The organism is Nocardia sp. NPDC003963, assembly GCF_053605105.1.
In genome coordinates this window covers 1-22,316 of the sequence record NZ_JBSGIP010000056.1, presented here as the reverse complement: position 1 = coordinate 22,316, position 22,316 = coordinate 1, and the positions used below count along the sequence as shown (strand labels likewise).

Sequence of the window (22,316 nt, the reverse complement as noted above, 5' to 3'; positions counted from 1 at the left end):
GGCCGTGCGCGTCAGCATGCCGACTCATCGCCCAGAACACCACCCGTCGCAAACCTCGGCGTACCTCCGCCTCCGCTCCGGCCGTGCGCGTCAGCATGCCGACTTCATCGCCCACAACACCACCCGTCGCAAACCTCGGCGTACCTCCGCCTCCGCTCCGGCCACAGCCGTTTCGTCCGGCCGCCGCACCGAATGGGCGGGGCCGCGGCATCACGCGGCGGTGATACTGCCGGCCTGCTGCCGGAGATCGCGGAGCTTACCCATCTCGCTGTCCAGCCTGGCGAGCCGCTCCGCGCCGCGGTCACCGTATTGGGCACCGGCTTCCTCGGCGACCCGGAGGGCTTCGTCCGCGGCGCGCAACGCGTCGGTCGCGATATCGGTGAAGTGATCGCGCAGTACCCGCTGCACCTCGCGCAGGCGCGTCCGGGACTCCTTGCCCACCTGGAAGATCACATCCTCCATCCACCGGGCCAGGGCTGCCTTGGCTTCGGCCTGACGCCGCAATCTACGGCCCCGGCGGTCCTCCCACAGGACGTGGATGCCCAGCAGTAGGCCCGCACCGATCGAATACCAGTTCACCAGGGGCATATCGAGCAGACTGGTGGCCATACCGACCATCAGGATGCCGCCGTAGGAGCCACGCAGCGCGGACAGGAACTGGTCCAGCGCACCCGCCCGCGTGGTCTGCAGCGATTCCAGTGGCGCCACGTCCTCGAGCAGTTCGGACGGATACGGGGGGCGGATATCGGGGAGGTCCGGGGTGCGGTGATCGGCCGGGAAACGCGCCGAGACCTGATCGGCCAATTCCTCGGCACGGTAGTTCGCGAGCTCGAAATTCTCCGCGATGGCCTCGGCGCTGCGCGCCTCCCATTCCGTGCCGAAATCCGGCCAGCGCCGCTGCGGATCGGTGCGCATGATCTCCGACTCCGCGTCGCGCACCAGTGTGCGCAGGCGGTGCCGGAGATCGTGTTCGATATCGGCCATCAGTTCGGTACTGCCGTCGGCGAGCGTGATCTGCCAGGTGGCGGTCCGCTGCCGCAGCTGATCCGCCTGGTCCCGGGCGGTGGCCAGCTGCTGGGTCACATGGGCCCGGCGGCGCGGATCGCGCAGCGCGTCGGCCTCGGTGCGCAGGGTGACACCCAGGTGGTCACCGACCAACTGGATATCGCGCACCGCGGACTTCACGGCCGTCGCGTCGGCCTGCGCGACCACGTAATCACGCAGATGCTCGACCAGCTGCGGGAGCCCGGATTCGATCGCCCGCTGCTGGTTGCCCGACTGCTGCGCCTCCTGGTGGATCGCGGCCGAGACCGGCGCGACGGCGAAACCCAGTCCGGCGTCGTCGAGCAGTTCCCGATTGCGTTCCTGCACATGGGTCCAGTGCGGATTGCGATCTATCTTGTTGAGCACGCAGATCACCGTGGGACAGACCTGCCCGATGCGGCGCAGATGCGCGATCTGCTCCCGGCCGTACTCGGTATCGGCATCGGTCACGTACAGAACGGCGTCCGCGGCGGCGATCATCGACCAGGTACTGCGGTCCTGCAGGGCCGCACCGGGGGCGTCCATCAGGACGATTCCCTCGGCGAGCAGCGGACTGGGCTGGGTGAAGTCGGCGCGGATCACACCTTTGGCCATGAGAGCCGGACCGGGGTCGAGTGGATCCACCGGCTGACGCCGAATCCGCCCGCCACCTTCGCGGCGGATCAGGGTGGCCGTGGGTTCGGGACCGTATTCCACGATCGCCGGCACGCTGATCGCACTGTCGGTGGCGCTGATCGGCGCCCCCGCCATGGTGTTGACCAGAGTGCTCGTCCCGCTCTTGGGTGGCCCGACCACGACCAGCCGCACCCGGGTATCGGCCACCCGGGCACGCACCATTCCGAGGCGGCCACGCAGATCGTTACGGCTCGCCGTGCGTGATACATCCCGCAACTCGTCGATGATCTGGATGAGGGGGGCCATCACATCCGGATTCTTCACCGTGGCAGCCCGCGATCCGGCTACGGCAGACAAGCCCTGCTCCTCACTCTCGGTCACTACCTCACGCCATCGACCGCGCTCGGTCGAATCGACCCCCGTACGGCCGGGCAGAACCCCCGCCGGCCGTGAATCGTCACATGAATACCCAGTGGCCGTGATCGGCAATCGGGCTCTCGGTCACTGCCACTGTATGCGGCAGGATTCCGGCCGAGAGATCACCGGTCAGGCCACTATCCGTCGAACCGGGCACCGAATGGTCGGTGTACAGCGTGGCGGCCACCCCGTGCACATCGTACGGAACCGGTGAACCGTGATCTGCAACCGGTTTCACCTGCGGCACCACCGGAACCTGGGTCGGCATCGGCTGTGGCGCCGCCGGCGCCGGTAGATCGGGTACGACCGGCTGCTGGGTGGGCACGCTCACGGTGGGGACCGGCGCCGACGGCTGGTCCACGGTGGGTACCTGGTGGGTGGGCACATCGACCGTGGACGGGGTCCCGCCCGGGGTCTGGTCACCGGTGGCCGGGCCGTTCGAACCGGATCCACCGATGGGATCGGTGGTGGTGCCGCCGGTCCCGGTCGCACCGGTGGTATCCGGGATCGTGGTGGTACTGCCCGATCCGCCGGTGGTAGCCGAGGATTCACCCCCGGAGGTGGTGGTTTCCGGTGTGGTCCCGGTCGACGGACCGCCGGTGCCGGTGGTGGTCTCCGGTGCGGTGGTCGAACCGTCCGGCGAGGTCGGGCTGCTCCCACCGATCGATGTCGTGGTACTGCCGTCGATCGTGGTGCTGCCGGCCGGCGACGTGGTGGTACTGCCGTCCGGCCCGGTGGTCGTGGTGTCGGTGGTGGAGGAGGAACCCCCGGTCGTCGTCGGCGCGGTGGAAGTGGTGGGCAGCACGGGTGTCGACGAGTCGGGCAGTACCGGCACGACCGGCAGCTCCGGATCGTCCGCGGGCGGCTTCGGGGGGCGATGGAACAGATCCGGCACCTGCGCGGGCGGCGCGGTGAGCGGCGACTGGCCCACCGGCGGATGGAAGACATGCGCCATCGGCGTCGTGGCCGCGTCGGGCTGCACCGTGGTCTGCAGCGGAGTGGCCGCGACCGGCTGCACCGCCGGCGCGACGACGGCCGGAGCGACGACCGGCGGTGGGACGGGCACCGGGGCCGGCGTGATCGAGGCGGGCGCGATCGGGGCGGGCGCGATCGGGGCAGGCGCGATCGGGGCAGGCGCGATGGGAGTGGGAGCCATCGGAGCCGGACCGGGCGGCGCCGGTATCGGCCCGGAGGCTGCCCCCGGCACCATCGGCGTACCGGGCCCGGGGAGCCCGGTCGATGCCGCGGTCCCCGCGGCCGCACCCGGGCCGGATGCAACGCCGGCACCGGGGCCGCCGGCATCCGGGTCGGTCATGATCCCGGACTCGGTCCCGCGCGCCGCGGCTTCCGGGCCCACGGCCGCATCCGCCCGCGCGGTGTTGTCCAGCGGTCCGCGCCCGGCGGACTGCCACGAATCTCCGGCGGCCATACCGGACTGGGCCCAGTCCAGATACTGATCGAGCCGATCGTCGAGCAGGGTGCCGTTCCCGACGGTGATATCGAGATCCCAGTCGCTGGCGACCCAGAACCCGTCCGATCCCGCCGCGATATCGAGACCCAACTGCGAATCGACGGCCACCGCATGGCCGAACCCGTCGGCGAAGACCATGCCGCCGTCGACCCCGTAGTCGATGAGGAACTCGCCGCCGATCCCGCCGTCGGAAGTCGCCTCGGACCACCCCGGCTCCGCACCGCCGCCCGGCCGCGCGAGCAGGTCCGCGAGGTCGAAACCCCAATCCTCGTCGGCGGGTTCACGGGCCACCGATCGCACCGCGGGGTCCGGGCTCAGATCGAACCGGGGCAGATCGAAGATATCGGTCTGGAACGCGTCTCCCGGTGACGGCAGTTCGAATTCGCCCGGGGTACCGAAACCTTCGCCGCCCGGAACGGGAAAACCGTCGCCCAATCCGGGGATACCGTCGAACCCCGGAAAGCCCTTCGGCGGTACACCCGGATCCGGCGCACCCAGCTCGGGCATACCCGGAACCTCGGGCGGCCCGGGAACCACCGCGTCGGGCACCCCGGTACCCGGCATGAATCCGGAACCGGGCGAACCACCCTCCGCCGGGCCCGGTTCCAGTGTCAGCCCCGGTATGTCCTCCATATGGACGCCCGGGTAGTAGTCGTCGAGATCGAAATCGCCGGGACGGCCGACCTGGATATCGATGATCGGCCCGTGCGGAAGCGGCATCGTGGTACTCGCGTCGCCGCCGGACCCGGACGGATCGGGCTGCACCGGATCGGGATCCGGGAAGGTGATCACCGGGCTGGGGACATCGGGGTCGGGATCGGCGCTACGCGCCCAGCCCGCATTGCGGCTGTCCAGTTCACTGGGCGGAGCCGGGACCCCACCGCCGTTGTTCGCGATGAGCGCGCCGCCGGTGACATAGGCGCCACCGCGAGCGACTCGCGACGCGGCGCTGGCAATACGGTAAGCGGTGTCACCACCGCGTTCGGTGACCTCTTCCTCGCCGTCGAACGGCAGATCACGCGCCATTCCATACTCCACTCTCGCGTTCAACAGCAACCGCGCCGGGTCGGCCCGGCGTGGATCCGCTATCAGCCTATTGTCGACATCTGCGGCTGTCACATTTTCGTTATCAGCCGATTTCGCAGGCGGGGCGGACGGCGGCGACAGATCCGGCTATCGCACAGCGATATTCCCGAGAGCGGGTGGAGCGGAGCCCTACTTCTTGTCCTTCGGCTTATCGGACTGGGCATCCGAGGACAGCGCCGCGACGAAGGCTTCCTGCGGGACGTCGACCCGGCCGATCGTCTTCATCCGCTTCTTACCTTCCTTCTGCTTCTCCAGCAGTTTGCGCTTACGGCTGATGTCACCGCCGTAGCATTTCGCCAGCACGTCCTTACGGATGGCGCGAATATTCTCGCGGGCGATGATCTTCGAGCCGATGGCGGCCTGGATCGGCACCTCGAACTGCTGGCGCGGGATCAGTTCGCGCAGTTTGGTGGTCATCTTGTGCCCGTAGGCCTGGGCGGCGTCGCGGTGCACGATGGCACTGAACGCGTCGACCGCCTCACCCTGCAACAGGATATCCACCTTGACCAGCTGCGATTCCTGTTCGCCGGACTCTTCGTAGTCCAGCGAGGCGTAGCCGCGGGTACGCGACTTCAGCGAATCGAAGAAGTCGAAGATGATCTCGGCCAGCGGCAGGGTGTAGCGCAGTTCCACCCGGGTCTCCGACAGGTAGTCCATCCCGCCGAGATCGCCGCGCCGAGACTGGCACAGCTCCATGATGGCGCCGATGAATTCGCTCGGCGAGATGATGGTGACCTTGACCACCGGCTCGAAGACGTCGCGCACCTTGCCTTCCGGCCAGTACGACGGATTCGTCACGGTATGTTCCGTTCCGTCTTCCATGACCACCCGGTAGACCACGTTCGGCGCGGTGGAGATCAGGTCGAGACCGAATTCGCGTTGCAGGCGTTCGCGCGTGATCTCCATGTGCAACAGACCCAGGAACCCGCAGCGGAAGCCGAACCCCAGCGCCACCGACGTCTCCGGATCGTAGGTGAGGGCGGCATCGTTGAGCTGGAGTTTGTCCAGCGCGTCCCGCAGATCCGGATAGTCCGACCCGTCCACCGGGTACAGCCCCGAATAGACCATGGGCCGCGGTTCGCGATAGCCGGTGAGCGGTTCGGTCGCGCCGTTGCGGGCGGCGGTCACGGTATCGCCGACCTTCGACTGCCGGACGTCTTTCACACCGGTGATCAGATACCCGACCTCTCCGACCCCGAGGCCCTGGGTCGGTTTGGGTTCCGGTGACACGATGCCGATCTCGAGCAACTCGTGGGTCGCGCCGGTGGACATCATCTTGATCTTCTCGCGCGGGGTCAGCTTGCCGTCCACCACGCGGACGTAAGTGACCACGCCGCGGTAAGTGTCGTAGACCGAGTCGAAGATCATCGCCCGCGCGGGGGCATCCGCGTCGCCGACCGGCGCCGGAACCCGTTCGATCACCCGGTCCAGCAGTTCGGTCACACCCACCCCGGTCTTACCGGAGACGCGCAGCACGTCCTCCGGCTCGCAGCCGACGATATGGGCGAGTTCGGCCGCGTACCGCTCCGGATCGGCGGCGGGCAGGTCGATCTTGTTCAGGACGGGGATGATCTCCAGGTCCTTGTCCAGCGCCAGATACAGATTCGCCAGCGTCTGCGCCTCGATCCCCTGCGCGGCGTCCACCAGCAGGACAGCGCCCTCACAGGCCTCCAGCGCGCGGGACACCTCATAGGTGAAGTCCACGTGGCCGGGCGTATCGATCAGGTGCAGGACGAAATCCTCGCCCTCGTGCGCACCCGAGCGCGGAGTCCAGGGCAGCCGCACGTTCTGGGCCTTGATGGTGATACCGCGTTCCCGCTCGATATCCATCCGGTCCAGATACTGCGCGCGCATCTGCCGTTCCTCCACGACACCGGTGAGCTGCAGCATGCGGTCGGCCAGCGTCGACTTGCCGTGATCGATATGCGCGATGATGCAGAAGTTCCGGATCCGCGACGGATCGGTGAACGTCGTATCGGCGAAGCTGGCGGGCACTCCACTCCTCATGGGGTATCGGGCGTACTGCCGACCATCGTCCCATGCTGGACCCCGCCCACTGCCCCCCAGGTCCCGCCGCGACCCAGCGCAGGCGATATCACCGGCGGCGGGGTGGCGTTATTCTCCTGAGATGGCCCGAAGTTGGAACAGTCTCGGCAAGCAACTCACCGCGATCGCGAAACAACAGGGTCCGAAGATCGTCAAGCGGCAGGCGCCGCGACTGGTCGGGGCCCTGCTCGACCGCCGGGGTTCGCGCGACGGTTCGGGCCGTGGCCGCGGTTCGGCCCGCCCGGGCGGCGTCCCGGTGCGCCCCGCCGCGTCGACGCCGGTGCCGACCGCTCACCGCGCCCGCCGCGTCGTGTATGCGCCCCAACTGGACGGCCGTGCCGACCCCGGCGAGATCGTCTGGACCTGGGTTCCGTTCGAAGAGGATCCGAGCAACGGCAAGGACCGCCCGGTACTGGTCGTCGGACGCGACCATGCCACCCTGCTCGGGCTCATGCTCAGCTCCAACCCGGTTCGCGGCAACGATCCGGACTGGATCGGGATCGGGGCGGGCACCTGGGATCATCAGGGCCGCGAGAGCTGGGTGCGGCTGGACCGCGTGCTCGATGTCCCCGAAGACGGTATCCGTCGCGAGGGCGCCATCCTGCCGCGCAAACTGTTCGATCTGGTCGCCCATCGGCTCGTCCGGGAATACCACTGGAGCTGACGGGCGACCGGGACCGTCAGGCCTCCAGTTCGCGGGAGCGGCCGAACAGCAATCCGTACACCAGTGCGCCCAGCACGCCGCCGATCAGCGGGAACACGATGAAGGCCCACAGCTGGCCCATGGCACCGTCCTGGAAGGGCGCCACCGCCAGACTGCGCGCGGGATTCACCGAGGTGCCGTCGACCGGGATCGAGATCAGGTGGATCACCGCGAGGGTGAAACCGATGGCCAGACCCGCCTGCGGGATCTCGGAGATGCGATCGGTCGCGGCCAGCACCACGAAGACCAGCAGCGCGGTCAGCATCACCTCGATGATGATCATCGCGGCCGCACCGTAGCCGTTCTGGATCACCACCTCACCCGCGGGACCGGTAACCGCCGACGGACTGTGCGCACCCCAGCCGTTGGCCCCCAGCCCGTCCGCCGCGCGATCGTAGGAGGGCAGATTCTTCGCGATCGCGAAGAGCACCAGTCCGGCCACCAGACCACCCACCACCTGGGCGATGATGTAGCCCACCGCACTCACCGGCGACAACCGGCCCATGAGGAACTGACCCACCGTGACGGCCGGGTTCACATGACAGCCCGAGACCGGGCCGATCGCGTACACGAGGACCAGCAGGGACAGACCGAAGGCCAGCGCCACACCGAGCGGGCCTACTTTCTCCCCCGCCAGGACCGCTGTTCCCACACCCCCCATCACCAGCACGAATGTGCCGAACGCCTCGGCGGCCCATTTCTTGGGGTCGGAGGGAACCGCTGGTTCGACGCCTTCGAGAACCGCTTCTCGTTCCTGGGCAGTGGGAGACATACTGGTCCGCCTTCCGAGAGGATCGCCGCCCCGTCGACTACCGGGGCGCACACCGGGGAAACCTGGGTCCTGCTGGGAAACTGCTGGTCCGAACGCGCGCGACGTTACGCGCGACGGTCGATCTCGACAACGACATCGACCCGTCCGCGATGTGACGATCCGCCCACGATTTCGCCGCGCCGCCGCGTGCTGGTAACCTGGCCAATCGGCGTTGCCTACCCCGTGCCCGGTTGTTTCCCCTGGTGGATGAGCACCAGGGCGGGGGTGCACACAGACTTCCCGACCGAACCAGACAGGAACCAGAGGATACCGGCGTGGCCAATATCAAGTCCCAGATCAAGCGGATCCGCACCAACGAGGCGGCGCGTCAGCGCAACCAGTCGGTGAAGTCCGAACTGCGCACCCATATCCGCGCCTTCCGCACCGCTGCCGCGGCCGGCGACAAGGATGCCGCCGCCGAGCGCCTGCGTTTCGTGAGCCGCAAGCTCGACAAGGCCGCCTCCAAGGGCGTTATCCACGCCAACCAGGCCGCCAACAAGAAGTCGGCGATGGCGACCGCCCTCAACAAGCTCTGAATCTTCCGAATACTTTCGACGCACAGCCGCCGCGGCATTGAGGACCACGGCGGCTTTTGGTGTCCCCACCCCCGGTCAGAACCACATTTCCGGCCGTACCCGGATGGCGCCGGTCCGGGTGCCTGATTCCTGCCGTAGCATGCGGCGCATGGTTACGGTGTATGCGAACCAATCGGTAGTCCAGGCCGAAGACCTGCCCGGCGTGATCCGCGCCGCCGAGGTCCTCGGTATCGGTGTCAAGATCGAGAACGTCATCGTCCCGGCCGACGACGACGGGGGACATGTGGTGGTCTGGATGGTCACCCGGGACGAGGAGACTCCGGTCTACGAGGAGTGGGACGGCCGCTACGACGAAGCGGCCGAGGAAGCGCTGGAGCTCAGCGCGGTCGAATAGCGCGGCACAGCACCCAGCCTCCCCCGCCGGCCGATCACCGGTCCCTCAACTACGTCCGTGCAGGGCGAGCAGCTTCAGCACGGCGTCCTCGAGCGCGAACCCGGAGTCGGCGGCGCCACCTTTGACATCAGCGTTCAGCGTCGCCACGACCTGCAGCGCCGATCCGATCGTGGCCGGAGTCCAGCCCCGGGCCTGGGCCTGGGCCTTCTTCACCTTCCACGGCGGCATACCCAGCGGCCCCGCCAGCTTGAACGGATCCCCGCGACCCGCCGACCCCACCTTCGCGATGGTGTGCACCGAATCGGCCAGCGCGTCGGCCAGCACCACATGCGGTACCCCGCGGTCCTGTGCCCACCGCAGCGCCTCCACCGCGCCCGCCCGGTTTCCGGCGACCGTGAAATCCGCGACCTCGAACCCGGAGACCTCCGCCTTCCCGGAGTAGTACCGGCGCACCGCTGCCACATCCAGCTCGCCCCCGGTATCGGCGACCAGCTGTGAGCAGGCCGCCGCCAGTTCACGCAGCTCCGACCCCACCGCGTCCAGTACGGCCTGCACCACATCACCCGAGACCCGGACCCCGGCCGCCCGGAATTCGGACCGGACGAATTCGGTGCGCTCCGAGGCTTTGGTGAGCTTCGCGCATTCGTGCACCACCGCCCCGGACTTACGCAACTCCGGAACCAGGGCTTTGGCGCGACCACCGCCGGAGTGCACCACCATCAGCACCACCCCGTCGGGCGGCGCGGCCGCTGCCTCGGCGATCACCGCCACAGCATCCTTGCCCGCCTGGTCGGCGGCCTCGAGAACGATGATCCGGTCCTCGGCGAACAGCGAGGGGCTCAGCAGCTCCGCCAACTCCGCGCTGCTGGCGTCACCGGCCCGGAGCCTGTCCACCGGTACCGCGTCCGGGTCCGGCGCGGCAGCCCGGATCTGTCCGGTCACCCCGGCCACCGCGCGCTGGATCAGCAGTTCCTCATCGCCCAGCACCAGATGCAGGGCCGCAGGTCGCTCGCTCACGGCTCCGATCGTACGGTGGCGGTCCGACCACCGGTCGCAACCCGGGCGGCGGCCGGGTCCACTGCCACTCCGGTACCGAGAAACAACCGGGGAGACAGCAGCGGTCGGTTCTTGCTACCGTCCCAGGTGCCGGCCGCGGGACTCCGGCGCGACTTCCGGACGTTGCCTTTACCGCACCAATTCGCAGTTCGCACCCCCATTCCCCGGCCGGCGTCCATCGATGACCGGGGGTAGGTATGAGTACGCGCGGCGATCGGGTGACCGCCGAGGACGTATTGCTGTTCGCCAACGCCGCGATCACCGCGACCGGGCAGCGTGAATTCCATTCCGGACAGGATCAGCAGCGACTGTCCGTGGATTTCCTGCACGACTACGTGCTGGGTAACTACCGCGATCTCTACACCGCTACCCTGGCCCTGGATATCAACGATCACAATGCGGCATTGATCATCCGGCGACTGCTGGAATCCGCGCGCGAGGCGAACGCGGCACAGCGGCGTACCGAGGGGCGCCTGATCGCCCGGCGGCTCGAATCGCTACCGCCGCAGCGCGTCTACCGGCTGTTCCGTGATCTGCGCCGGGCGGGTGTCAACAATCGCCGGACCCGGGCCATCATCCGCGATTGGCTCGCGATCCGCCCCGACCTCGCTTTCGATGCCGTGAAATACCGCGACACGCTCAAATCGACTCTGCGGCACACCCATCTCGCGCCACCGCACGAGGAGGTGGGCGCGTTCCTGTTCGGACCGCACCGAGGTCGGCGGTTCAGCGCGCCGATCCTGAACGCCTGGTGCGAGGCCCACTACGCGAAGAACGGACTCTACGATCTACCGTTCACCGTCGCCGAGGGCTTCGCCGCCCGGCGCGGTATCGATCGCGGCGAATTCCTCGAACGTATCGCGCCCCGGATGACCCGCTCGGAAAAGTCGCGCCTCCAGGAAAGCGCACGCCGGCACGGGGCCGAATCGGTCCGGACGGACCTGGACCGCATGCCGTTGACGCGGCTGGCCTCGTATGTGTTGTCGCTCCCACTCGACGAGCGCGGCCGGCGCCGTACTGAACTGACCGCCGCGCTGTCCACCGCGAGCCGCCGCGCGGCCGACACCGAGCGCGGCCGCTGGGGCCGGGTCGCGGCAGTGCTCGACGACAGCTTCTCCAGTTCCGGCTCCACCGCGAAGCGGCGCCGGCCGCTCGCCGTGGCGCTGGCGTCGCACTATCTGCTGCGTGAGCTCGCGACCGAATATGTAGCGCTGTGGACATCCGGGCGCACGGACGCGCTACTCGGTTACCCCTACGGCGCCACCCCGCTGGGACAGCGCATAGTCGATGCCCTGGAGACTGCGCCCGACCGGCTGGTCATCATCTCCGACGGCTGGGACAACGCCCCACCCGGCCTGGCCGCCGAGGTACTGCGCGTCTGGTACGCCCGCCTGGATCCGGACCGCACGGTGGATATCGTGCACCTCAACCCGGTGTACGACGCCGGCGATTTCGACGTCCGCCGACTGTCCGCCGCGGTACCGACCGTCGGGATCCGCGATGCCGACGATCTCCCGGCCCTGGTGGAACTCGCCCATTTCGCCACCGGTCATACGGAATTGTCGGATCTGACGGACTATCTGGCGGCACGGACCCGGCAGTTCCTGGAGACACGATGACGGCGCTGGACCTCAGCGACCTGACCACCGGACCCGCCCAGGTCCGGGGCGGTATCCGCCTGGTACCGCTGCTCCGTGCGCAGCCGGTGACCGAGCTGCGTCTGCACGCCGAACTCTACGACGCGGAAATCGGCATGGTGGACCTCGGTCGCCACTCCTACCTCTCCTACATACCGCACGGCTTCGTCGCCGACTGGGGCGGTGACGGCACACCGGCCGCCGCCTACGGCACACAACTGGGCGAGGCCCGGCCGGACCGGATGCGATTGCACTTCCCGCATCGGATGGCACGGCGGCAGAGCCGGACCCGGCTCCGTTTCCTCCCCCTGCATCTGGCGCTGGAAGGCTATCTGTCACTGCACTTCGGTGGTCCGGTGATCGCCTGGGAAGAATGGTCGCGGCAGGCACTGCGTCGCGGTCTCGGGCCGCGGGTAGAGCATGCGTATCTCGGAGCCGAGATACGCGGACTCCCCGAAGCACTGCGCCTCTTCGAGATCCATCCCGGCCAGTGTGGCGTGCTCGTCTACGTCGCCGATGTACTCGCTTCGGCCTTCGTGGTACCGCACCCGGACGACTACCGGGTACTGCATCCCGGTTTGGTACAGGACCTGTACGGCGAACTGATCCACCACTGTTCCGGCCACCCGCCGGTGCGGGAGTACCGCGTCCGCCTGCCGGATTCCGGGATCCGATCGATCGCCGACCTGAGACTGCATGTCGCACAGCAGGAGCAGGCCTGGGCTCACTTCCACGACACGACCATGGCGGACGGCCTGCTCGACAGCACGTACACATGGGAACGGGTCAACCGGCTGGGCAGGTTCACCCTGTCCCGTTTCCTTCCTCCTTTCCGGCCGAAGCAGGAGAACCACATCGGTGAGTCGATCACCGACGCCGAAGGCCGGGTGGTCTATCTGAAGACCTTCCGGCTGGCGGAGAACCAGGTACGGCGCGGGTACCTGCTCAGTCGGCTCGCGGCCGCCGACTGGCACCTGGCCGATACCGCGGCCGAACTGGGGATCACCGAAGCCGAGCTCGGCCGGCGGCTGGATTCCGCGGGCTTCGGCCATCTGCTGCGCCGCGACATATTGGACGGCTATCGGGCACGCACACGCCGATCCCGCTGACCCGCGCCGGTGCTCGACTGTTGCGCTTCCCCACACATCGCAACCGTCCGTAATCCGAGCCGCCCCGCGTCACCGAATACTGCGCGGGCGGGTTCCGGCGGGGTGTCCGGCTGCCATCGCGCAGCGAGCCACAGCACTGAATCCGATGTATTCCGACACCGCTTCGGATCAGTATCGGAGGACGAGTATCGCGTAGGCGGCGAGGAATCCGAGGGCCACGGCCACCAGTACCCGGCGCACCCGCGACAGCCGCAGAGCCGCGGTGCCGACGGCGACGAGCACCGCGGCGAGCACGCCGCCGGACGACCCCCCGGGTACCGTGACCTCCGCGCCCGGCAGCGCGGCCGCTTCGGTGGCCACGGTGAGCAGCCACCACAGCGGGGGTCCGGTGGTGCGCAGGATCAGCTGGGCGAGCGGGTCCCAGCAACAGGCGGCCACAGCTGCCAGGGCTCCGCCGATGGTGATCGGGGCGATCACCGGCGCGACGAGGATATTGGCGGCGACAGCGACCAGGCTGAGCCGCCCGGAGAGCGCGATGGTGATCGGTGTGGTGACGGCGAAAGCCGCCGCGGCCACCGCGACCAGTTCGGCCGGTAGGCGCCACCAGCCGCGGGCACGCAGATGATCGGCCCAGCTCGGGGCGAGCAGCAGCAGTGCTCCGGTCGCGAGAACCGAGAGCGCGAACCCGGCCTGCACGGCGAGTGCGGGCCATAACGCCAACAGACCGATCACCGCGGCACACAGGGCCGGAAGTGCTTGTTTGCGGCGGCCGGTCAGCAGAGCCAGCAGCGTCACCGACCCCATGGCGGCGGCCCGTAGCACACTCGGATCGGGCCGGGCGATGATCACGAACGACACCAGCGCCACCGCGGCGCAGAGCAGCGACAGGCGCGGCCCGAAGGTGAGCAGGCGGGTGGTGGCGAGCACGGCGGTGAGCAGAACGGTGAAATTCGCCCCGCTGACCACGGTGAGGTGCTGGAGACCGGCGGTGACGAAGTCGCCGTGCACCCGGTCGGCCAGGGCAGAGGTGTCTCCTACGACGAGTGCGGGTAACAATCCGGCCGGATCCGGGGCGAGTGCCCGGCCCGCCGCCGCGACCAGATCGGCACGCACCGCGGCGGCGGCCGCCTGCCACCACGGCAGCGGTCCGGTGATCGCGGGCTCGTCCACCGGCCGCAGGGTGGCCACCGTGAGATCGTGCTGCCGTGGGGGTGCGGGCCGGGCCCGGAATTCGATCGGCTGCCCCGGTAGCAGCTCACCCCAGACCGGTCCCGCGGCCAGCACGGCGACCGCACCGCCGCCACGCACCACTCGGTCGCGATACCGGAACTCCCGCAGCTCACCGCGTACCACCCAGAGCCGCCCGGATCCGGAACCGCTGCTGCGCACCGGTTTCGGATCATCGCTCGGCACCATCACCACATCGACCGCTGCCGCGGCGGGCACCGAACGCAGCGGATGCACGCCGGCCCGATGCTCCCGCCACGCCCCGGCACCGGCGAATACCGAGCCGATCAGCGCGGCGCCCAGCACGATCGTCGCGACGACCCGGCGGCGTTCGCTGCGATGGGCGATACCGGTCCACAGCAGTCCCCACGCGGCGAGGGCGAGCACTACCAGCACGAACGCGGCGACCACTCCGGCAACCCATCCGGCACCTATTGCGACGACGGTGGCCGACCAACAGGTCAGGGCGGCCGGTAGCAGCCGGGCATCCAACACCGGATCCGACATCACCGCATCGGCTTTCGGTCCCGCCGCCCGCTCCCGGACCGCGGTGCCCGGCACCGGGCTCACCGGCAGACCTGTCCGAATATCCGCACCACCCACCAGAACGCCCGCGGGCCCCGCCCGGGGATATCCGGCCGGCCGGTGAAGTCCGCGGCGAGGGCGGTCCATATCGCTCGTATCGAACCCGTCTCCCGTGCAGAGGTGTACAGCCGCGCGCAGTCCCCCGGGCGGCCTCCGGTCCGCCGACAGGAGACTCGCTGCGTACCACGCGATCCCGGTGACGGCTGCCGACCGGAATCTGCGCCCGGCGACGGTTCCACGCCTCCGGCGCCGATCACCCGCAGCGGAAACGGCGTCATACGGTCACCAGTTCGCGCAGCCGCGCCAGCCGGCCCGGACCGATACCGTCGACCTCCGCCAACTGCTCCACCTCGGTGAACCGCCCGTGGGTTTCACGCCAGGCGATGATCGCCTTCGCCGTCACCGGCCCGACCCCGGGCAGTGCGTCGAGATCGGCTTCGGTGGCAACGTTGAGATCCACCGGAGTACCGGCGGCAGCGGCGCCGTCACCGGCCGCACCCGCCGGCGCCGCCGCGCCCGCGCCACCGCTGATCGTGGCACTTCCCGGCGGCGGTGCACCCGACCCCGTGGGTCCCACCCGGACCTGGTCGCCGTCGGCCAGCCGCTGCGCCAGGTTGAGCCCGGCCAGATCGGCACCGTCGAGCACCCCGCCCGCTGCCGAGATGGCATCGGCGACTCGCGCACCGGAGGGAAGCCGTACCAGGCCGGCCCGGCTGACCAGACCGACCACGCTCACCACCAGTTCGGTGGGTTGCGTACGCGTGGACGCCTTTTCCCCGGCCGCGGCCGGAGCATCGGCGGGCTCGGGGGAATCCACCGGTACGGCCGCCGGCCGCACGGCGGGTAGCGGTGGAACCGATTGTGCGACAGGACGGTCCCAGAGCACCACCACGACCGTGGCCAATGCGGTGAGGAGACCGATACCCGCCATGGTCGCCACGCCGCGCCGCCCGGCGTCCAGGCGCGCGCCCCGGAATCGGGCGGGGATCAGCCTGTCTCGCCAGTCGGGGGGACCGGGCTCGTCGTCGAGCCAGCGCGGGGTGCGTACGGCATCGTGGTCGTCGAGTGCGGTCTCCGGCCACGCGCGCGCCTCCCCCGCATCGTCACGCGGCCGACCTCCGAGATGCCCGCCCAGCTGTCTGCGTACCCGCTCGCGCTCGTCGTGTGGTGCCATACCCGCGACGCTAGGTCCCGGCAGACGCCGAACAACACCCCCCACCTGGAGATTCGAGAAGGCTGTGGACAACCCGGCCCTGTGGATGAGCGATAGCCGGGAACCGTACAGCGGTGGTCAGCCGCAACCGCCGGGCAGCACCAGCACCCCGACCGCGCCGAACCCGAGATGGACGGCCAGCGCCGGCCCGAACTCGGCGGTGAGAATCTCCCCGGCCTGCGGAATACGTTCACGGAGCTGCGTCGTCACCGATTCCGCGGCCTCGGCGGCACCCAGATGCTGCACACCGATCGCGGCCGCTCCCGCTCCGGCGGCCTCCACGGCCGCCGCGACCAGTTTCCCGAATGCCTTCGACCGGGTACGCACCTTGTCCCGCAGTTCCAACCGCCCCTGTACCAGTTGCAGTACCGGTTTGCTGACCAGTTCGCTGCCGAAGAAACCCGCGGCGGTGCTCAGTCGGCCGCCACGGCGTAATTGTTCGGTGCGGTTGACCACGAAGAAGGTACGAGAATCGCCCGACGCCCGCACTGCCGCCTCGTGTACCTCGTCGAGGGTGCCACCGGCGGCAGCGCACCGCGCGGCGGCCAGGACCGGGAAACCGGTCGCCAGACCCGCGCCGAGGGAATCCACCAGCAGCACCGATTCCGCGGCGTCCATATCCCGGACGGCCTGCCGCCCCGCTTCCCAGGTCGCCGACAGCTGCCGGGAGAGGTGGACGGCGACCACACCGTCACCGCCGCTGTGGGTCAGTGCCGCGGCGTAGGCGTCGCGGAGCTCCCCCGGCGAAGGCGCCGAGGTGGTGACGGCCTCGGCCGCGTAGTCGATGACGACCTCGTCGACGCCTTCCCGAATCTGCTTATCGCCCACCAGCACATGCAGCGGCACCACCCGGATGCCCAGTTCGCCGATCAACTCCGCGGGCAGGCTGGCGGACGAATCGGTGACGACCACGACCGCCACGGCTCACCCGACCTCTTGCAGTGTTTTCACCATCGCAGCGGCGACCTCGGTATGCCCGTCCCACCCCCAGTGGATTCCGTCGGGGTTCGCCTCGCCGGAGAAGATGTTGTCGTGCACCGCCGCCTTCAGATCCACCAGCGGCACACCGGTACGCGCCGACCATTCCGCCAGTGCCCGCACCGCCGGTTCGCGGCCGCTGTGCACCCGGCCGTAGGCCGCGCAATCGTGGACCGAGGGCAGTACCGCGACGACGGGCAGTTCGGGCCGCAGTTGGCCGAGCGCCGTGCGGCACTGTTCCAGATAGTCCACGCTCACCGCGGGCGGCAAGGCGACCGGACGGCCCAGTTTCGCGGCGCGGGGCTGGATCCACTGATACGCCGAGCGCACGATCCGGCGCAGGCCCGACGGCCGGAGATAGCGGATCAGTTCGCGCAGCGCGGTGGGCAACGGAGAGGGCAGCGAATCCATGCCGCCGACCGCGAAGACCACGGCACCGGCGCGCGGTACGGCCGCCCACACCCGTGGGTCACCGATCAGCGCCCAGTAGGCGTCCCGGCAGGTCCAGCCGATCCGGGCGACGAGTTCGACATCCCAATCGAGTTCGGCCGCTACCAGATTCGGCCAGATACGGGGATGATCGGCCGGTAGGCCGCCCTTCGGGCCGAAATACGACAGCGAATCCGCGATCACCAGCAGTACGGGCCGCGGAGTATCGGAATCGCCGGCGGAGGACGTGACATCCACATCCGGGCCGACCCGTCGCGCGGTACCGCCACCGGGCCCCGAACCCGTTGCCGGGCCGCTCGTCTCCGGTTCGGTATCCGGATCGGGCGCAGGCGTGCCCTCCGATGTGGATGTCACCGCGCAGACCTCCTGGTGTTCAGACCGCTCTCCGGACATCGCCGTCGTCGGCGGATCCGGTGTCCTCGGTGGTTTCGGCCGTGACCTGCCCGGGAGCCGGGCCGAACAGGGCGTCGGGTAGGGCACGCTCCGGTTTCGCGGATACCTTCCGGAACAATTCGTCCGGTATCTGCCGGTTCAGGTCTTCAGATGACATCGGGTGCTACTTTCGCCGCTGCGTTCCACACATCGAGACGCCAGCCGGGCTTCTCGAGGCTCGGACCGTGGCTGCTCAGCTGCACCCAGCTGGCATTGGCCAGCCCACCCAGGGCCGGCCAGTTCCGGGGCGGCAGATCGAGCAGCGCGGCCGTGAGAGCGGCGATCAGCCCGCCGTGCGCCACGAGAATCATAGTGGCGCCGGGCCAATCCTGCCGGTCGTCGAACAATTCCTGCACGACGGGCAGCGCGCGGGCACCGACCTCCAGTTTCGATTCACCGCCGGGCGGGGTGAAGGTCGCGTCCATCCGCCATTCCAGCCGGGCACCCGGGTAGAGGGAGTCGACCTCGACATCCCCCATGCCCTGCCAATCCCCGAGATGGGTCTCCCGTAGCCGCGGCTCCCGGACCACTTCGAGCCCGGAATGCTCCGACAACGCCTGCGCGGTGTCGTAGGCCCGCCGCAGATCGGAGGAGATCAAGCCGATGGCCTTGTGGGAAACCAGTTCCCGCGCAGCCTCTTTCGCCTGCCGTCGGCCCAGATCGGTGAGATCGGTATCGATCTGCCCCTGCATCCGGTCGTTGGCGTTCCATTCGGTTTGCCCGTGGCGCAACAGGATCAGGGTGCGCGCACCGGTTTTTCGACTCACTCGGTTTCTCCAGCACTTTCGTCTCCGGCGGCCGGTGGCGCGCCGTATCCACCCGGTATGGACGAGGGCCCTGCGTGGTCGTGCTCCGCTACCTCCCGCGGGCCCGACTCGCTCATACCGATCCCCTCGACCGGAACGACCGGGCAGTCTTTCCACAGTCGTTCCAGCGCATAGAAATTACGTTCGTCGTTGTGCTGGATGTGCACCACCACGTCGACATAGTCCAAGAGCGCCCAACGGCCCTCGCGGGTCCCTTCCCGGCGTACCGGTTTATGGCCGGCCGCACGCAGTTTCTCTTCGACATTATCGACAATGGCGTTGACTTGGCGCTCGTTCGGCGCCGAAGCGATCACGAAGCAGTCGGTGATCACCAATTGTTCGGAGACATCCAGCACGACCACATCGCCGGCCAGTTTCTCGTCCGCGGCCAGGGCGGCCATCGTCGCTATCTGCACCGCTTCGTCCGATGCGGTCATACCGCCACCTCCGTGGTCACGCAGGCTGCCGTCTCCGGGCGCGCACCGCTCATACTGTTGTCCTCCGGGCGTCCGCCACTCACACCGGCACCTCGTTCACGATTCCGTCACCTTCCCCTCGAGCGGGCACGTAGAGATGCCGCTTCGATATGTACTGCACGACGCCGTCCGGTACGAGATACCAGACCGGCCGCCCCTCGGCAGCGCGGCGACGGCATTCGCTCGACGAGATCGCCAGCGCGGGGATCTCGATCATGGTGACCGCGTCGGCGGGCATACCCCGCAGATGATCGGCGAGATGGTCGATGTTCAGCTCGTACCCCGGCCGACTGACCCCCACGAATTTCGCCAGCTCGAACAGTTCGGCCCAATCCTGCCAGGTGAGGATGCTGGCCAGGGCATCCGCCCCGGTGATGAAGAACAGCTCGGCGCCCGGATGCTGGACGCGCAGATCGCGCAGCGTATCGACCGTGTAGGTCACCTTGCTGCGATCCACATCGGCCCGGCTCACCGAGAACCGCGGGTTGGAGGCGGTGGCGATCACCGTCATCAGGTACCGATCCTCGGCCGGGCTCACCTGCCGATCGGTCTTCTGCCACGGCTGCCCGGTGGGGACGAAGATCACCTCGTCGAGGTCGAATCGGTGCGCGACCTCGCTGGCGGCCACCAGGTGCCCGTGGTGGATGGGATCGAAGGTGCCGCCCATCACCCCCAGCTTGGGTCCGCCCCGGCCTGTTCCACGCATGAGTGCCGAGCTTAACGGGTCGGCCGCGGGGCCCCTCGGCCCGATCAGTCTTCGCCGGTCGACCGCGGCGGCGGTAGGTATCGCGTCACACCGGCAGCAACCGGGAGACCACGGCCGTGAGCTGGGCGGCGGACCGGCATTCGTGCATCTCGACGACCCGCTGATACCGGTCGGCGGCGGAGTCGCCGGACCCCCAGTTGCTGCGCGGCTCCGGGTTCAGCCAGTGCGCGTGCTTTGCGACCTCGACCAGCCGGCCCAGCGTCGCGAGCTCGGGGTCCCGGTAGTTGGTCCGGGCATCACCGAGGATGAGCAGCGAACTGCGACTGGTGACGGCGTCGGGGAACTCCTCGGCGAAGCTCGTCAGCGCGCTGCCGTAGTCGGAGTGGCCGTTGAAGCCGACGATATCGGCCTCGGCGAAGATCCGCTGCATGGCCTCGTCGAGCTGGGTATGTGGATCGAAGAACCCGGTCACCTCGTCGGTGTGATCGACGAACGCGAAGATCCGCACCTTCGAGAACTGCTCGCGTAGGGCGCTCACCAGCAGCAAGGTGAAATTGCTGAAACCGGCCACCGACCCCGACACATCGCACAGCAGCACCAGTTCGGGGCGACCGGGCCGAGGTTTGCGGTTCACCAGATCGATCGGCACCCCACCCGTGGACATGGATCTGCGCAGAGTCTTGCGCAGATCGATCTCACCTCGTTTGGCATGCCGGCGCCGCACCGCCAGCCGCGACGCCAGAATCCGCGCCAGTCGCTGGGTACTGCGTTTCAGTTCGGCCAGTTCGGTCTGCGAGGCACGCAGGAAATCCACTTCCTCGGCCTGCCGGGGGACCCCGTAGGAGGCGACCCGCTCCTTGCCGATACGTTCGGCCACCCGGCGCCGGGTTTCGGCCTCCACGGTGCGCCGGAACTTCTCGATCCGGGTGCGGGCGGCCCGGCGCGCGATCTCGGTCTCGAAATCGCTCATCCCCGGGGTGGCCATGGCGGCCAGGATCTGCGCGAGCAGCGTCTGCGGTTGAACATCCTTCAGCGCCTGATACGACGAGAACGAGGCACCGCGCGCCGACTGGTACTGCCCCATCTGCTCCACCAACTGCGCGGCCATCAGCGCCTGCTGCGGCCCGGATCCCTCCTCCGCGAGCATCTCGGCGAGCATGCGGCGCAGTTCCGGGATATCGACCCGGCCGTCGGCGCGGTAGGGGATCTCGATCTCGGCGGCGGCGGAACGTTCACCGAGCGCGACCGGGAACCACAGATCGAAGAGCCCGTCATAGGTACCGCGATGGGTGGTGCGCCGCAACAGCGCGCAGGCCAGGCCCTCGCGAACCGCCTCCCGGTCCATCAGGTCCAGCACCGACAGCACCCGGCCCGCGTCGACCGTCTCCGACGGTCCCACGGGGATGCCCCGCGCCCGCAGCGCTTCCACGAAACCGACCAGATGCCCCGGCAGTCCGTGCGGGGCCAGTGGCTGATCGCCGGTGACCGTCACGGTCAGGCCGGTTTCAGATCGGCCAGCGCTCGCTGGTGGTCGCTACGGTGTTTGAGCACCACGCCGAGAGTTTCGCGGACCGTGGCGTCGTCGAGTTCGGTATGGCCCAGTGCCAGCAGCGTGCGGGCCCAATCGATCGTTTCGGCCACCGAGGGCAGTTTCTTCAACTGCATCCCGCGCAGCACGTGCACCACCCGGACCAGCTGAGTGGCCACCGCCCGCGGGAGCTCCGGCACCCGGCTCGCCAGGATCCGCCGCTCCAGCTCCTCGTCCGGGAAATCCAGATGCAGATAGAGGCACCGGCGTTTGAGGGCCTCGGACAGCTCGCGGGTGGCGTTGGACGTGAGCACGACGAACGGGGTACGAGCGGCGGTGATGGTGCCCAGCTCCGGTACGGTCACCGCGAAATCGCTCAGCACCTCCAGCAGCAGGCCCTCGATCTCCACATCGGCTTTATCGGTCTCGTCGATGAGCAGCACCGTCGGATCGGTGCGCCGGATCGCGGTGAGCAATGGCCGGGAGAGCAGGAACTCCTCGGTGAACACATCGGATTTGGTCTCGGCCCAGTCGTTCTCGCTGGACGCCTGGATCCGCAGGATCTGCTTCGCGTGGTTCCACTCGTAGAGCGCGCGGGCCTCGTCCACACCCTCGTAGCACTGCAACCGCACCAGTTCGGCGTCCGCGGTCTGGGCCACCGCCCGCGCCAATTCGGTCTTACCGACCCCTGCCGGGCCCTCGATCAACAGCGGCTTACCGAGCCGATCGGCCAGGAAGACCGAGGTCGCGGTGGCCTTGTCGGCCAGGTATCCGGTCTCGGCGAGGCGGCGCACCACATCGTCCACCGATGTGAAGATCGGCTCCTGCACCGGCGTGGTGGGCGAACTCGCGGGCTCCATGGGGCCGTCCTTCCGTCGAACTCTCGCAACCCCACGCTACCGGGCTGTATCTTCGGCGGCGCCTTCGGCGCCGCGGGGGGGGGGGCCATCAAAACCCAAAGACGGACAGACGGGGAGTGGGGAAGAGTGG

The 22,316-nt window shown here is 68.8% G+C and carries 20 protein-coding genes; 5 read left to right on the top strand and 15 right to left on the bottom strand.

Annotation, left to right across the window (positions count from 1 at the left end; genetic code table 11):
* Positions 1-210 precede the first annotated feature (210 nt).
* From ACWEWT_RS35295 to lepA, 3 genes are all read right to left on the bottom strand, one after another.
* On the bottom strand, positions 211-2,016 hold the full coding sequence (locus ACWEWT_RS35295) for a hypothetical protein (protein ID WP_452565242.1): 1,806 nt from the start codon (positions 2,014-2,016) through the stop codon (positions 211-213).
* 100 nt (positions 2,017-2,116) lie between these two features.
* A complete protein-coding gene (locus ACWEWT_RS35290; RefSeq protein ID WP_452565241.1) occupies positions 2,117-4,573 on the bottom strand; it encodes a hypothetical protein in 2,457 nt (818 codons plus the stop codon).
* Positions 4,574-4,762: 189 nt separating this feature from the next.
* A complete protein-coding gene (gene lepA / locus ACWEWT_RS35285; RefSeq protein ID WP_452565240.1) occupies positions 4,763-6,640 on the bottom strand; it encodes a translation elongation factor 4 in 1,878 nt (625 codons plus the stop codon).
* 121 nt (positions 6,641-6,761) lie between these two features.
* Between lepA and ACWEWT_RS35280 the strand changes: the two genes are divergently transcribed.
* The gene (locus tag ACWEWT_RS35280) at positions 6,762-7,343 is read left to right on the top strand and encodes a type II toxin-antitoxin system PemK/MazF family toxin (RefSeq protein ID WP_452565239.1); all 582 of its coding nucleotides are present in this window, start codon (positions 6,762-6,764) and stop codon (positions 7,341-7,343) included.
* A 16-nt stretch (positions 7,344-7,359) separates the two neighbouring features.
* Here the strand turns inward: ACWEWT_RS35280 and ACWEWT_RS35275 are convergent, their stop codons facing one another.
* Positions 7,360-8,154 carry an aquaporin gene (locus tag ACWEWT_RS35275; RefSeq protein ID WP_452565238.1) on the bottom strand — a complete coding sequence of 265 codons (795 nt, stop codon included), beginning with the start codon at positions 8,152-8,154 and terminating at the stop codon, positions 7,360-7,362.
* Between the two features lie 314 nt (positions 8,155-8,468).
* Between ACWEWT_RS35275 and rpsT the strand changes: the two genes are divergently transcribed.
* Together rpsT and ACWEWT_RS35265 are read left to right on the top strand one after the other, a co-directional pair.
* Positions 8,469-8,729, top strand: coding sequence for a 30S ribosomal protein S20 (rpsT, locus tag ACWEWT_RS35270; protein WP_449903413.1), 261 nt, complete (start codon positions 8,469-8,471; stop codon positions 8,727-8,729).
* A gap of 148 nt (positions 8,730-8,877) precedes the next feature.
* Entirely contained in the window at positions 8,878-9,123 is a 246-nt protein-coding gene (locus ACWEWT_RS35265; RefSeq protein WP_452565237.1) for a hypothetical protein, read from the top strand.
* A gap of 45 nt (positions 9,124-9,168) precedes the next feature.
* Here ACWEWT_RS35265 and holA read toward each other — a convergent pair whose 3' ends face one another.
* The gene (gene holA / locus ACWEWT_RS35260) at positions 9,169-10,140 is read right to left on the bottom strand and encodes a DNA polymerase III subunit delta (protein ID WP_452565236.1); all 972 of its coding nucleotides are present in this window, start codon (positions 10,138-10,140) and stop codon (positions 9,169-9,171) included.
* 236 nt (positions 10,141-10,376) lie between these two features.
* On the opposite strand from holA, the gene ACWEWT_RS35255 reads away from it, so the two are divergent.
* Together ACWEWT_RS35255 and ACWEWT_RS35250 are read left to right on the top strand one after the other, a co-directional pair.
* A complete protein-coding gene (locus tag ACWEWT_RS35255) occupies positions 10,377-11,798 on the top strand; it encodes a hypothetical protein (RefSeq protein ID WP_452565235.1) in 1,422 nt (473 codons plus the stop codon).
* Positions 11,795-12,925, top strand: coding sequence for an ARPP-2 domain-containing protein (locus ACWEWT_RS35250; protein WP_452565234.1), 1,131 nt, complete (start codon positions 11,795-11,797; stop codon positions 12,923-12,925). Before ACWEWT_RS35255 ends, ACWEWT_RS35250 begins: the two co-directional genes overlap by 4 nt.
* Positions 12,926-13,093: 168 nt before the next feature.
* On the opposite strand, the gene ACWEWT_RS35245 is transcribed toward ACWEWT_RS35250, so the two are convergent.
* From ACWEWT_RS35245 to ACWEWT_RS35200, 10 genes are all read right to left on the bottom strand, one after another.
* Entirely contained in the window at positions 13,094-14,722 is a 1,629-nt protein-coding gene (locus ACWEWT_RS35245; protein ID WP_452565233.1) for a ComEC/Rec2 family competence protein, read from the bottom strand.
* A 289-nt stretch (positions 14,723-15,011) separates the two neighbouring features.
* Entirely contained in the window at positions 15,012-15,911 is a 900-nt protein-coding gene (locus ACWEWT_RS35240) for a helix-hairpin-helix domain-containing protein (RefSeq protein ID WP_452565232.1), read from the bottom strand.
* A 117-nt stretch (positions 15,912-16,028) separates the two neighbouring features.
* Positions 16,029-16,871, bottom strand: a complete 843-nt coding sequence (locus ACWEWT_RS35235) for a DegV family protein (RefSeq protein ID WP_452565231.1) — start codon at positions 16,869-16,871, stop codon at positions 16,029-16,031.
* 3 nt (positions 16,872-16,874) lie between these two features.
* Positions 16,875-17,615, bottom strand: coding sequence for a diglucosylglycerate octanoyltransferase (gene octT / locus ACWEWT_RS35230; protein ID WP_452565248.1), 741 nt, complete (start codon positions 17,613-17,615; stop codon positions 16,875-16,877).
* 136 nt (positions 17,616-17,751) lie between these two features.
* A complete protein-coding gene (locus ACWEWT_RS35225; RefSeq protein WP_452565230.1) occupies positions 17,752-17,928 on the bottom strand; it encodes a hypothetical protein in 177 nt (58 codons plus the stop codon).
* Positions 17,918-18,577, bottom strand: a complete 660-nt coding sequence (locus ACWEWT_RS35220) for a histidine phosphatase family protein (RefSeq protein ID WP_452565229.1) — start codon at positions 18,575-18,577, stop codon at positions 17,918-17,920. Before ACWEWT_RS35220 ends, ACWEWT_RS35225 begins: the two co-directional genes overlap by 11 nt.
* Entirely contained in the window at positions 18,574-19,053 is a 480-nt protein-coding gene (gene rsfS, locus ACWEWT_RS35215) for a ribosome silencing factor (RefSeq protein ID WP_452565228.1), read from the bottom strand. The genes ACWEWT_RS35220 and rsfS overlap by 4 nt, the downstream gene beginning before the upstream one ends.
* Before the next feature lie 79 nt (positions 19,054-19,132).
* Positions 19,133-19,798 (bottom strand): nicotinate-nucleotide adenylyltransferase, encoded by a 666-nt coding sequence (nadD, locus tag ACWEWT_RS35210; protein ID WP_452565227.1) that lies wholly within the window; start codon positions 19,796-19,798, stop codon positions 19,133-19,135.
* Between the two features lie 85 nt (positions 19,799-19,883).
* Positions 19,884-21,290, bottom strand: coding sequence for a vWA domain-containing protein (locus ACWEWT_RS35205; protein ID WP_452565226.1), 1,407 nt, complete (start codon positions 21,288-21,290; stop codon positions 19,884-19,886).
* A gap of 2 nt (positions 21,291-21,292) precedes the next feature.
* Positions 21,293-22,186: an AAA family ATPase gene (locus ACWEWT_RS35200; RefSeq protein WP_452565225.1), complete on the bottom strand. Its 894-nt coding sequence runs from the start codon at positions 22,184-22,186 to the stop codon at positions 21,293-21,295.
* Positions 22,187-22,316 lie beyond the last annotated feature (130 nt).

Coding starts and splice junctions, on each gene's coding strand:
- ACWEWT_RS35290 (WP_452565241.1), bottom strand. CDS start 4,573: ATGGCGCGTGATCTGCCGTTCGACGGCGAGGAAGAGGTCACCGAACGC.
- lepA (WP_452565240.1), bottom strand. CDS start 6,640: ATGAGGAGTGGAGTGCCCGCCAGCTTCGCCGATACGACGTTCACCGAT.
- ACWEWT_RS35280 (WP_452565239.1), top strand. CDS start 6,762: ATGGCCCGAAGTTGGAACAGTCTCGGCAAGCAACTCACCGCGATCGCG.
- ACWEWT_RS35275 (WP_452565238.1), bottom strand. CDS start 8,154: ATGTCTCCCACTGCCCAGGAACGAGAAGCGGTTCTCGAAGGCGTCGAA.
- ACWEWT_RS35265 (WP_452565237.1), top strand. CDS start 8,878: ATGGTTACGGTGTATGCGAACCAATCGGTAGTCCAGGCCGAAGACCTG.
- ACWEWT_RS35255 (WP_452565235.1), top strand. CDS start 10,377: ATGAGTACGCGCGGCGATCGGGTGACCGCCGAGGACGTATTGCTGTTC.
- ACWEWT_RS35250 (WP_452565234.1), top strand. CDS start 11,795: ATGACGGCGCTGGACCTCAGCGACCTGACCACCGGACCCGCCCAGGTC.
- ACWEWT_RS35240 (WP_452565232.1), bottom strand. CDS start 15,911: ATGGCACCACACGACGAGCGCGAGCGGGTACGCAGACAGCTGGGCGGG.
- ACWEWT_RS35225 (WP_452565230.1), bottom strand. CDS start 17,928: ATGTCATCTGAAGACCTGAACCGGCAGATACCGGACGAATTGTTCCGG.
- rsfS (WP_452565228.1), bottom strand. CDS start 19,053: ATGACCGCATCGGACGAAGCGGTGCAGATAGCGACGATGGCCGCCCTG.
- nadD (WP_452565227.1), bottom strand. CDS start 19,798: ATGCGTGGAACAGGCCGGGGCGGACCCAAGCTGGGGGTGATGGGCGGC.
- ACWEWT_RS35200 (WP_452565225.1), bottom strand. CDS start 22,186: ATGGAGCCCGCGAGTTCGCCCACCACGCCGGTGCAGGAGCCGATCTTC.